Source organism: Methylobacterium sp. Leaf108, from assembly GCF_001423265.1.
GTDB lineage: Bacteria > Pseudomonadota > Alphaproteobacteria > Rhizobiales > Beijerinckiaceae > Methylobacterium.
Genome location: NZ_LMND01000034.1, coordinates 157,295 through 167,509, shown reverse-complemented (window position 1 = coordinate 167,509; position 10,215 = coordinate 157,295). Strand labels below are relative to the sequence as shown.

At 69.0% G+C, this 10,215-nt stretch carries 12 protein-coding genes; 5 read left to right on the top strand and 7 right to left on the bottom strand.

The annotated features are described in order from the left end of the window. Positions 1-332 precede the first annotated feature (332 nt). The 4 genes from ASF39_RS18790 (at position 333) to ettA (ending at position 3,768) form a co-directional block, all read left to right on the top strand. Positions 333-668: a hypothetical protein gene (locus ASF39_RS18790; protein WP_210168684.1), complete on the top strand. Its 336-nt coding sequence runs from the start codon at positions 333-335 to the stop codon at positions 666-668. Between the two features lie 32 nt (positions 669-700). Then, positions 701-1,567 (top strand): DNA/RNA non-specific endonuclease, encoded by an 867-nt coding sequence (locus tag ASF39_RS18785; protein WP_056286721.1) that lies wholly within the window; start codon positions 701-703, stop codon positions 1,565-1,567. 64 nt (positions 1,568-1,631) lie between these two features. After that, positions 1,632-1,910 carry a hypothetical protein gene (locus ASF39_RS18780; protein ID WP_055889876.1) on the top strand — a complete coding sequence of 93 codons (279 nt, stop codon included), beginning with the start codon at positions 1,632-1,634 and terminating at the stop codon, positions 1,908-1,910. 205 nt (positions 1,911-2,115) lie between these two features. Further along, entirely contained in the window at positions 2,116-3,768 is a 1,653-nt protein-coding gene (gene ettA, locus ASF39_RS18775; RefSeq protein WP_056286719.1) for an energy-dependent translational throttle protein EttA, read from the top strand. A 46-nt stretch (positions 3,769-3,814) separates the two neighbouring features. Here the strand turns inward: ettA and purQ are convergent, their stop codons facing one another. From purQ to ASF39_RS18750, 5 genes are all read right to left on the bottom strand, one after another. Beyond that, positions 3,815-4,495 carry a phosphoribosylformylglycinamidine synthase subunit PurQ gene (gene purQ / locus ASF39_RS18770; RefSeq protein ID WP_055889870.1) on the bottom strand — a complete coding sequence of 227 codons (681 nt, stop codon included), beginning with the start codon at positions 4,493-4,495 and terminating at the stop codon, positions 3,815-3,817. Next, positions 4,495-4,734, bottom strand: coding sequence for a phosphoribosylformylglycinamidine synthase subunit PurS (gene purS, locus ASF39_RS18765; RefSeq protein WP_055889866.1), 240 nt, complete (start codon positions 4,732-4,734; stop codon positions 4,495-4,497). Before purS ends, purQ begins: the two co-directional genes overlap by 1 nt. A gap of 107 nt (positions 4,735-4,841) precedes the next feature. Next, positions 4,842-5,075, bottom strand: a complete 234-nt coding sequence (locus ASF39_RS18760) for a hypothetical protein (RefSeq protein ID WP_055889862.1) — start codon at positions 5,073-5,075, stop codon at positions 4,842-4,844. A 113-nt stretch (positions 5,076-5,188) separates the two neighbouring features. Next, entirely contained in the window at positions 5,189-5,785 is a 597-nt protein-coding gene (locus tag ASF39_RS18755) for an ActR/PrrA/RegA family redox response regulator transcription factor (protein ID WP_055889860.1), read from the bottom strand. A gap of 37 nt (positions 5,786-5,822) precedes the next feature. Then, the gene (locus tag ASF39_RS18750; protein ID WP_055889857.1) at positions 5,823-7,223 is read right to left on the bottom strand and encodes an ActS/PrrB/RegB family redox-sensitive histidine kinase; all 1,401 of its coding nucleotides are present in this window, start codon (positions 7,221-7,223) and stop codon (positions 5,823-5,825) included. A 244-nt stretch (positions 7,224-7,467) separates the two neighbouring features. Here ASF39_RS18750 and ASF39_RS18745 point away from each other — a divergent pair, with 244 nt between their 5' ends. After that, positions 7,468-8,208 carry a SprT family zinc-dependent metalloprotease gene (locus ASF39_RS18745; RefSeq protein WP_056286716.1) on the top strand — a complete coding sequence of 247 codons (741 nt, stop codon included), beginning with the start codon at positions 7,468-7,470 and terminating at the stop codon, positions 8,206-8,208. Here ASF39_RS18745 and ASF39_RS18740 read toward each other — a convergent pair. After that, positions 8,199-9,293, bottom strand: coding sequence for an SAM-dependent methyltransferase (locus tag ASF39_RS18740; protein WP_056286713.1), 1,095 nt, complete (start codon positions 9,291-9,293; stop codon positions 8,199-8,201). The genes ASF39_RS18745 and ASF39_RS18740 overlap by 10 nt on opposite strands. Continuing rightward, positions 9,290-10,183, bottom strand: a complete 894-nt coding sequence (gene lgt, locus ASF39_RS18735) for a prolipoprotein diacylglyceryl transferase (protein WP_056286711.1) — start codon at positions 10,181-10,183, stop codon at positions 9,290-9,292. The genes ASF39_RS18740 and lgt overlap by 4 nt, the downstream gene beginning before the upstream one ends. Positions 10,184-10,215: the final 32 nt, after the last annotated feature.

Genomic DNA, 10,215 nt, shown 5'->3' with positions numbered 1-10,215 from the left:
GATCATCTCCCGCCGCACCGCATCGGCCACAGCCTGCAACTCGCCCTCGGGCAGGGCCCGCAGCGACGACGTCTCGACAAGACCGTCCAGAATCGAGGTATCCATCGCCACCAATGCTCTATCCGCTCGTTCGCTTGTCCCTCGCTCGTTCGCGAGGGGTCCAAGCCATAAAAACCATACCGCGCAAGCGTCGCCGCAGGGCACGATCGACTTTGCTTTGCGATATCCATACCGATATCGCCAGTGTTTGGCACGCGGGGCCCGCCACGGGCTCCCGCCGTACCCCATGCATCTGCCGTAACCCATGCATCCGGCGACGAAACGCGACCGACGTGGCCACTCTACCCGATCGCACGTCGAGGCGGCAGTTAAGGATGTGTGACGCGCCGATCAACGTCGACATGCACTTTTCCGCAACCTGTGCTTTCCGCACCGCGACGGGGCAGGCCATGATCCGCACGCTCGCCTTGGTCCTCCTCGCCGGCGCCTGGCTCGTCCCTTCGCCCGGCCGCGCCGCTTCTGACATCGTCATTCCGGCCATCCGCCTGACGCCGCCCCCGCCCGTCGATCGGCAGGTCGCCCCGTTCGAGGGATCGCTCGGGCGGCCCTGCGGCTATCGCTGGCGCGCCACGCCGTCGGGCACGCGCAAGGTGCGGGTCTGCTTCTGACGCCCCCGTCCTTCCCGAGCCGATGGGCCACGATGCTCAGGGCCGGCGTGGTGGCGGCGCTGCTCGCCTGCAGTCTGCCCGCCACGGCGGCCGAGACCTGCCCGGTATTCTTCCTCGACGGAACGCAGCCCGTCCTCTCAAACCCGAAACTGCGCGGCGAGACGGTCCCGTTGTGCTTCTCGGCTTTTGCCGTCCTGCATTCCGGCATCGCGCGGACGCCGCTCTACGCCGCCCAGAGCCTCACCCGCGCGAGCGTGGCCGCGGCCCGCACGATCGACCGGGTCGATGCCTTCCACGACGAGGACCGCCTCCCCGCGACCATGCGGGCGCGCCTCGACGACTACGTCCGCAGCGGCTTCGACCGCGGTCACCTGGCGCCGGCCGGCGACATGCCGACCGGGGCGGCACAGGCCGAATCCTTCAGCCTCGCCAATATCGTGCCCCAGGACCGCAGCGTGAACCGCAACCTGTGGGCGGGCATCGAGGAAGCCGTGCGGCGCCTGGCCACCGAGCGCGGCACCCTCTTCGTCGTCACCGGCCCGGTGTTCTCGGGCGCCACGGTGACGAGCATCAACGGCCGGGTGCTGGTTCCGACCGACCTGTTCAAGGCGGTCTACGATCCCCGGCGCCGGGAGGGGGCGGCCTATCTCGTTCCCAATCGCGCCGACGGCGAATGGCGCCAGGTCCCGCTCGTCGAGCTCGCCGCCCTGACCGGTGTCGATCCGTTTCCGAGCCTGTCGCCTACGGCCAAGGCGCAGGTCATGACGTTGCCCGAGCCACGGACCTACGACCGGTCGCGCGAGCGTCGCGGCGAGGATCCGCTCACCGCCTGGTTGGAGCGGCAGATCGAACGCCTGCTCAGGTCCCTGTGGCGGGAGTTGATGCGGGCGATCTTTTGACTTCGACGGCCTGGTCGCGGCCGTCGACATGGAAGCCGGTTTTGCTCGAGACAGGACAGCCCCGATGCAGGAACCCGATGGACACGACGCCTTCGTTCCCTTCGCCGACGATGCGACGGTCCGCCAGATCGCGGCGTTCTCCATCGAGAACGGCACGACAGCGATCGCCCTTCACGGTGGGCTCGACATCACCCGGGACCGCCACGGTCTCGCCCGGGCCAGGGAGCTGAAGGCGATCCTCGACGCGATCGTGGCGCATCTGTCCGAGCAGGATCTCCCCGAGGCCGTCGTCGAGGAGCGCCCGGCGAGCCGGACGGTTCCGAACCCCTTCGCGGGGACCTGACCGGGCGCGCACCCATGCCCTCGCCCCTGTGCCGTAGGCCCGCCTTGCCGCGGGCGGGGCGCCCTGATACTCGCTGGACCATATCATCAGCGCGAGCGGTGCGGGCACGGCGGGCACCGGTTTTGCGGACCGCCGATCGCGCCGCGCATCGCCGGATGTCGCATAAGCCTGCGACCGACGGCGAGCAACCGACAAGGACAGCCTCATGGCCCGCGAATTCATCTACCACATGAAGGGCCTGACCAAGTCCTACCTTGGTGGCAAGAAGGTCCTCGACAACGTCAACCTGTCCTTCTACCCGGATGCCAAGATCGGCGTGCTCGGGATCAACGGATCGGGCAAGTCGACGCTGCTCAAGATCATGGCCGGCCTCGACAAGGACTGGACCGGCGAGGGCTTCGTCGCGCAGGGCGCGCGCGTCGGCTACCTGCCGCAGGAGCCCCACCTCGACCCCGACAAGAGCGTGCGCGAGAACGTGATGGAGGGCGTCGCCGAGAAGCAGGCGCTGCTCGACCGCTACAACGATCTCGCGATGAACTACTCCGAGGAGACGGCGGACGAGATGACCGCCCTCCAGGACAAGATCGAGGCGGCCAACCTGTGGGAGCTCGACTCCAAGGTCGATCAGGCCATGGAGGCGCTGGGCTGTCCCGGCGACGAGCAGCCCGTGGCCACGCTCTCGGGTGGCGAGCGCCGCCGCGTCGCCCTGTGCAAGCTCCTGCTGTGGGAGCCCGAACTGCTGCTGCTGGACGAGCCCACCAACCACCTCGACGCCGAGACGGTGAATTGGCTGGAAGGGCACCTCAAGCAGTATCCCGGCGCGATCCTGATCGTGACCCACGATCGCTACTTCCTCGACAACGTCACCGGCTGGATCCTCGAGCTCGACCGGGCCCGCGGCTATCCCTACGAGGGCAACTACTCGGCCTGGCTGGTGCAGAAGCAGAAGCGCCTCGCCCAGGAGGGCCGCGAGGACATGGCCCGCCAGCGCGCGATCAACCGCGAGCAGGAGTGGATCTCGGCCTCGCCGAAGGCCCGCCAGTCGAAGTCCAAGGCCCGTATCACCCGCTACGACGAGCTGGTGGCCAAGCAGAACGACAAGATCGACGCCTCGGCCCAGATCGTGATCCCGATCGACGAGCGGCTGGGCAACAACGTCATCGAGTTCACCAACCTCAACAAGGCGTTCGGCGACCGGCTGCTGATCGAGGACCTGTCGTTCAAGCTGCCGCCCGGCGGCATCGTCGGGGTGATCGGCCCCAACGGCGCCGGCAAGACGACCCTGTTCAAGATGATCACCGGCCAGGAGAAGCCCGACGGCGGCACGATCTCGGTGGGTGAGACGGTCCACCTCGGCTACGTCGACCAGTCGCGCGATGCCCTCGATCCCAATGCCACCGTCTGGCAGGAGGTCTCGGGCGGCAACGACATCATTTATTTCAACAAGCGCGAGATCAATTCCCGCGCGTATTGCGCGGCCTTCGCCTTCAAGGGCGGCGATCAGCAGAAGAAGGTCGGCACGCTCTCGGGCGGCGAGCGCAACCGGGTGCACCTCGCCCGCACCCTCAAGGGTGGCGCCAACGTGCTGCTGCTGGACGAGCCCACCAACGACCTCGACATGGAGACCCTTCGGGCGCTCGAAGAGGCGCTGGAGGATTACGCGGGCTGCGCCGTCATCATCAGCCACGATCGCTGGTTCCTGAACCGCATCGCGACCCACATCCTCGCCTTCGAGGGCGACAGCCACGTCGAGTGGTTCGAGGGTAACTTCTCGGATTACGAGGAGGACAAGAAGCGCCGCCTCGGGCTCGATTCGATCATGCCGAAGAAGCTGAAGTACAAGAAGTTCTCGCGTTAGGGACAGTCGCGAGGCCTGGGCTCGACCCGGGCCTCGCGGTCGCCGGTCAGGCGGCGAGGCTCGCGAACAGGCCGCGCCCGTCGGTGCCGCCGACGAGATCCTCGACGAAGTTCTCCGGGTGCGGCATCAGCCCGAGCACGTTGAAATTCTCCGAGTAGATGCCGGCGATGGAGTTGAGCGAGCCGTTGCGGTTGGCATCGACGCTGAGCGCGCCCGTGGCGTCGCAATAGCGGAACGCAACCCGCCCCTCGCCCTCCACCCGCGCGATCGTCTCGGGGTCGGCGAAGTAGTTGCCTTCGCCGTGCGCGACGCAGACGTCGATCACCTGATCCTTGGCATAGGCCGAGGTGAAGCGGGTATCGGCCCGCTCGACGCGCAGCAGCTGGCGATGGCAGATGAAGCGCCGGTCGACGTTGCGCATCAGCACTCCCGGCAGCAGGCCGGATTCGCACAGGATCTGGAAGCCGTTGCAGATGCCGAGGACGAGGCCGCCGCGTGCCGCATGGTCGCGCACCGCGTCCATCGCCGCCGCGCGGCCGGCGATGGCGCCGCAACGCAGGTAGTCTCCATAGGAGAACCCGCCCGGGAGCACGGCGAGGTCGGTTCCTGGCGGAAGCGTCGTCTCGGTGTGCCAGACGGTGACGACATCGGCTCCGGCGAGGCGCAGGGCCCGCGCCACGTCCGCCTCGCGATTGGAGCCGGGAAAGACGACGATCGCGGCGCGCATCAAACGATCTCGATCGCGTAGTCTTCGACCACGGTGTTGGCCAAAAGCTTCTCGCACGCCTGCCGCAGGGTCGCCTCGGCGGCGGCGCGATCCGTCCCCGCGAGCTCGATATCGAAGACCTTGCCCTGGCGTACCCCGCCGATGCCTTCGAGTCCGAACGACGACAGGGCCGCCTCGATCGCCTTGCCCTGCGGATCGAGGACGCCGGTCTTCAGGGTGACGACGATGCGGGCTTTCATGGGCGGGCTTTCATGGGCAGGGGGTCGAGCCCCGTGAGGGAAGCTGCCCTGCCGATAGTCAAGAACCCTGCGCCTGGCAACGCGAGTGCCGCACCGGGGCGGCAGCGTCAGTGGGACGGGCGGGCTGTCCGGATCGGCTCGATCGAGGTGGCGCGGCGCCACAACTGGACCATGATCCAAACGGCCACCAGGCTAAACAGCACCATCAACACATGCCCGACGCGGTCACCGAGATCGAGGAGGCCCGCCAGCGCCCAGCCGGACGCGATCGCCACGGCGAAGACTTCGGTTCCGACCAGCACCATCATGCTGACGATCGTGATCAGATTGCGCGTGTTCACGGCTCAACGTTCCTCGGCAGACACTGACGAAGCCTCCCGAAGGGTTCTTCGCTCCGGGTCGGCTTATCGCACGGCACGGGCCCGGCGCAACGCCGGACCCGGTCGCCCTTGGGTCATCGCGGCGCGCGCTTGGCCAGGATGCGCTGGAGCGTACGCCGGTGCATGTTGAGACGCCGCGCGGTTTCCGACACGTTGCGGCCGCACAATTCGTAGACGCGCTGGATGTGTTCCCAGCGCACCCGGTCGGCCGACATCGGGTTCTCCGGAGGGTCGGCCCGCTCGCCGGGCTGCGCCATGAGCGTCCCATGGATCTCGTCCGCATCGGCCGGTTTGGCGAGATAATCGAACGCACCGAGTTTGACCGCAGTCACGGCGGTGGCGATGTTGCCGTAGCCGGTCAGGATCACGCCGCGTGCGTCGGGCCGTAGGTCCTTCAGCCGCGCGATCACGTCCAGGCCGTTACCGTCGCCGAGGCGCATGTCGATCACGGCGAAGGCCGGCGCCCGCGCGTCGACGGCGGCGACGCCCTCGGCCACGCTTTCGGCGACCTGGACATGGTAACCGCGCAACTCCATCGCCCGAGCGAGCCGGGTCGAGAAAGGCTTGTCGTCGTCTACGATGAGCAGGCTGCGATCGGAAAAAGCAGCCAAAGGATCGTTCTCGGCCAATGTCACCGGATCGGCGCTCGGCATTCCACCTTGCGTCAGCATCTGACGCTCCTCCACATTCCAACTGGTCACGAGACCTTTATATAGGCGCCGCTCCGCGTTCGATCAGGGGTGAATGCTGAACCGCGCCAAATTCATTGTGCGCAACCGTATCGCGCTCGAAGATATGGCGCGCCCAGGAAATCCGCACCATCGCCCCCGTCCTCGGTTGGCCGGCCGCATCGTGGCTCGACAGGTTCGACAGGAGAAGCTGGGCGCCGGATCGCTCGATCAGCGTCTTGGCGATGAACAGCCCGAGGCCGAGCCCGGCACCGGCCTCGCTGCCCTCGCGCGATTTGTCGCGGCTGCGGGTGGTCACGTAGGGTTCGCCCGCCCGGAGCAGGACTTCGCTCGAGAAGCCGGGTCCGTCGTCGCGGATCTCGAGGGAGACCTTGTCGTAGGTCCAGCGAGCCTCGATCGCGACCCGTGTCTGCGCAAAGTCGATGGCGTTGTCGACGATGTTGGCGAGCCCGAACATGATGCCGGGGTTGCGGCGGCAGACCGGCTCCGGCCCCTCGCCTTCGGTGGTCACGTCGAGGGCGATGCCCATGGCGCGCTGGGGTGCCACCAGCTCTTCGACGAGGTGGCGCAGGCTCACGGTCTGGAGGAAGCCGCCCTCGTCGCCGTCGAGGGACGTGAGCTTCGACAGGATGCCACGGCAGCGATCGACCTGATCGCGCAGGAGCGCCAAATCCTCCTGCACCGATGGCGAGGCGGAGGCGCCGAGCTGACGGGTCAGTTCGCGGGTGACGACCATGATGGTCCCCAGCGGCGTGCCGAGTTCGTGGGCCGCCGCCGCCGCCAGTCCGTCGAGCTGCGAGAGGTGCTGCTCGCGGGCGAGGACGAGTTCGGTAGCGGCCAGCGCCTGGGCGAGCTGGCGCGTCTCCTCGGAGACCTTCCAGGCGTAGACCCCGGTGAACGCCGTGCCGAGCAGGATCGCGGTCCAAACCCCCGAGACGTAGAGGAACGGCAGTTCGAGGCGGCCGTCGCTGAACCAGGGCAGGGGACGGTGGACCAGGGCGAGCAGGGTCGCCAGGCCCACCGCCAGCAGCCCGAGGGCCAAAGTGCGCTCGGGCGGCAGGGCGGTGGCCGAGATGAGCACCGGCGCCAGGAACAGCAGGGAGAACGGGTTTTGTAGGCCGCCCGTCAGGAACAGGAGGGCCGCGAGCTGGATGATGTCGAAGGCGAGCAGAAGCGCCGCCGAATCGTCGCTGAGGCGGTAGCTCGCCGGAAAGCGGATGCGCAGGGCGAGGTTGAGCCACGACGAGGCCGCGATGACGAGGAAGCACCACCCGAACGGCAGCGGAAGGCCCAGCCCGAATTGGGCCCCGACGACGGCGGCGCTCTGCCCGGTGATCGCCAGCCACCGCAGGCGCACGAAGGTGTCGAGCCGCAGGTGGCGCGCGTTGCGGGAAAAACCGCTGGAACTCATGTCCGTCATGTCGAAGAAGACGATAGCGCCGGCCGGTGTTCCGTAAAGCCTCGCGGTCGGTGTTTCGGTGAAGCAGGGCCGCGCCGCATGCGCCCCGGCGAGGCGGGAGAATGAGGCTTCCCTGTCGCCGGCGCGATGGAAGCGGCCTTTCCGGACGGTTAAGAGTCTCTCACGAGACTCCGGTCGCACCGTCGTGCACGGGGAGGAACCTCCCGGCGATCGGGAGATCTGTGAGGGACTCCAAGCCGGCCCCATGCGACTCCCGTTCCGACGCCCGCCGGCTCCCGACCCGGACCACATCGAGATCCAGCACGAGGATGCGGCCCTGCGCATCGCCCTGCGCCGGCGCGCCTCCGCTCGCCGGTTGACCCTGCGCGTCAGCCACGCCACCGGCGAGGTGGTGATGACGCTGCCGGCCAGGACCGCCATCGCTACGGCGCAGAAGTTCGCCGCCAGCCACCGCGACTGGATCGCGCTTCGGCTCGCCAAGGTTCCCGAACGCGTCGCCCTGGAGGCCGGTGCCATGCTGCCCCTGCGCGGCGTCCCGCACCGGATCGTGCATCGCGGCACCCGCAGTGCCGCCACCGCGGCCATCCTGATCGAGGACGAGCCGGCCATCGCCGTCTCGTGCGAGGCGCCGCATGTGGGTCGGCGGGTCCGCGACTTCCTCGACCGCGAGGTCCGCAAGGACCTGAACGTGGCGGTCGCGGCCTATGCGGCCGCCCTCGGCCAGGCGCCGCGCCGGCTCACCGTGCGCGACACCCGCAGCCGCTGGGGTTCCTGCACGGCGGCGGGCGACCTCAACTTCTCCTGGCGGCTGATCCTCGCGCCGCCCGTGGTGCTCGATTACCTCGTAGCCCACGAGATGGCGCACCTGCGCGAGATGAACCACTCGTCCCGGTTCTGGGCGCTGCTGAACGACCTCTGCCCTCACGTCGAGGAGGCCGAGGCCTGGCTCAAGCGCCACGGCACGGCGCTGCACCGCTACGGCTGAGCGGAATCCGGCGGAGAGGGAAAGCCAGGCAGGGGCCCGAGGGCCGGATGTCCGAACGCCATGGCCTTGAACAGGCGCCCCATGCCGGTGCGGCCGGCCTCGGTGAGGCGCATGACGGCCGCCTCGATCGCCTCGGCCTGCGCCGGGGTCGCCCGGAGCTTGAGGCGGTCGGCCCTCGCGCGGAGCCCGAGGGCGAAGAGGAAGTCGCGCTGGTCGATCGCCGCATGGACGGCGGCCCCCTCGCCGGCGGCCGCGGCCGCCAGGGCGGCGAAATCGACGTGGGTCGTCAGGTCGGCCTCTCCCGGATCTCGAAGCGGATCGACGAAGCGGTGCCCGGAGACCGCCTGGAACGAGTCGCCGAAGCCGGGGCGGGCATGGCCGTAGTCGATCACGAGCACCGCGCCGCCGCCCCGCACCCGCGCGGCGGACAGGTGCCGGACGACGTCGAGGGCGGCGCCGGGCAGGGTGAGGACGACACCGACGGGCGCGGCCGCGGTCAAGCGAGGGTCTGGCTCGGCGGCGAGCCCGAAGGCGAGCCCGGTGCCGGCCGCATCGAGACCCACGAGCCGCTCGCACCAGCCGCGCTCGGTCCGTTGGAACTGGCGCACCGGCAGGGCATCGAAGAACTCGTTGGCGACGACGATGGCCGGGCCTTCGGGCAGGGTCTCGACGCTCTCGTGCCAGGTCGGTGCATGGGCATGGAGGCATGTCGCCTGGATCGCCCTCAGGGTCGGGCTGGTCTCGACGAGGTGAAGGTCGACCGCCGCGTCGGGGGCGACCCGGCGCAACGCGCGCAGCGCATCGGCCATCAGGGTCCCGCGGCCGGGCCCGAGTTCGACGATCGCGAGGGGGGCGGTGGCCGCCGTCATCGCGCCGACGGACGCGATCCACAGCCCGATGAGCTCGCCGAACATCTGGCTGATCTCGGGCGCGGTGACGAAATCGCCCCGCGCCCCGAGGGGGTCGCGGGTGCGGTAGTAGCCGTGGACGGGGTGGGACAGGCAGAGCGCCATGTAGCGGTCGAGCCCGATCGGCCCGGCGGCGGCGATCTCGTCGCGCAGCTCGGCCAGGAGCGGCGTCGTCACCTGGCCACGCCGTCAGGCCGCATCGACCCCTCGCCGGTCTCGCGCGGGCGGGTGACGCCGCGCAGGGCCATGACGATGGCGACGATGCCGACGAGCGCCATCGGTATGCACAGCACCATGCCCATGGTGATGCCGCCGCCGAGGAACGAGACCTGCGATCCGAACAGATAGCCGAGCTGGCGGTCCGGCTCGCGGAAGAACTCGCACAGGGTGCGCGCCACGGCGTAGCCCAGGACGAAGATCCCGCTCTGGAGACCGGGCCGCCGGAACCCGAAGCGATAGGCGCAAAACGCCATCACGAGGAACAGCAGGGCGCCCTCGGTGGCGGCCTCGTAGAGCTGGCTCGGGTGTCGCGGCAGGGGGCCACCGGAGGGAAACACGACGGCATAGGCGAAATCCGGCGCGATCCGCCCCCACAGCTCCCCGTTCACGAAGTTGGCGATCCGCCCGAAGAACAGCCCGATCGGCACCACCACCGCGGCCAGGTCGAACAGGGCGAAGGCGCGAATGCCGCGGCGTCTGGCGAAGAGAAGCATTGCCAGCACCGCTCCGGCGAAGCCCCCGTGGAACGACATGCCGCCGTTGCGGATGGCGAAGATCTCCATCGGATCGTCGAGGTAGAGGGGCAGATTGTAGAACAGCACGTAGCCGAGGCGTCCGCCGAGAACGACGCCCAGTGCCACCCACACGATGAGGTCGTCGATGTCGGTCAGGCTCGGGCGGCTGAGGCCGCCCCAGAGGCCCCTCTTGGCAACGAGGCGACGGGCATAGAACCAGCCGCCCAGGAGGCCGACGATGTAGGCGAGGGCGTACCACTTGATGGTGATCGGCCCGATCGCCACCGCCACGGGGTCGATGGCCGGGAACGGCATGGCTAGCAACGGCGGCATCACGCGGGGCTCCCCGGGGGAGGGCGCATTGG

Coding starts and splice junctions, on each gene's coding strand:
- ASF39_RS18785 (WP_056286721.1), top strand. CDS start 701: ATGCTCAGGGCCGGCGTGGTGGCGGCGCTGCTCGCCTGCAGTCTGCCC.
- ASF39_RS18780 (WP_055889876.1), top strand. CDS start 1,632: ATGCAGGAACCCGATGGACACGACGCCTTCGTTCCCTTCGCCGACGAT.
- ettA (WP_056286719.1), top strand. CDS start 2,116: ATGGCCCGCGAATTCATCTACCACATGAAGGGCCTGACCAAGTCCTAC.
- purQ (WP_055889870.1), bottom strand. CDS start 4,495: ATGCGCGCCGCGATCGTCGTCTTTCCCGGCTCCAATCGCGAGGCGGAC.
- purS (WP_055889866.1), bottom strand. CDS start 4,734: ATGAAAGCCCGCATCGTCGTCACCCTGAAGACCGGCGTCCTCGATCCG.
- ASF39_RS18755 (WP_055889860.1), bottom strand. CDS start 5,785: ATGCTGACGCAAGGTGGAATGCCGAGCGCCGATCCGGTGACATTGGCC.
- ASF39_RS18750 (WP_055889857.1), bottom strand. CDS start 7,223: ATGACGGACATGAGTTCCAGCGGTTTTTCCCGCAACGCGCGCCACCTG.
- ASF39_RS18745 (WP_056286716.1), top strand. CDS start 7,468: ATGCGACTCCCGTTCCGACGCCCGCCGGCTCCCGACCCGGACCACATC.
- lgt (WP_056286711.1), bottom strand. CDS start 10,183: ATGCCGCCGTTGCTAGCCATGCCGTTCCCGGCCATCGACCCCGTGGCG.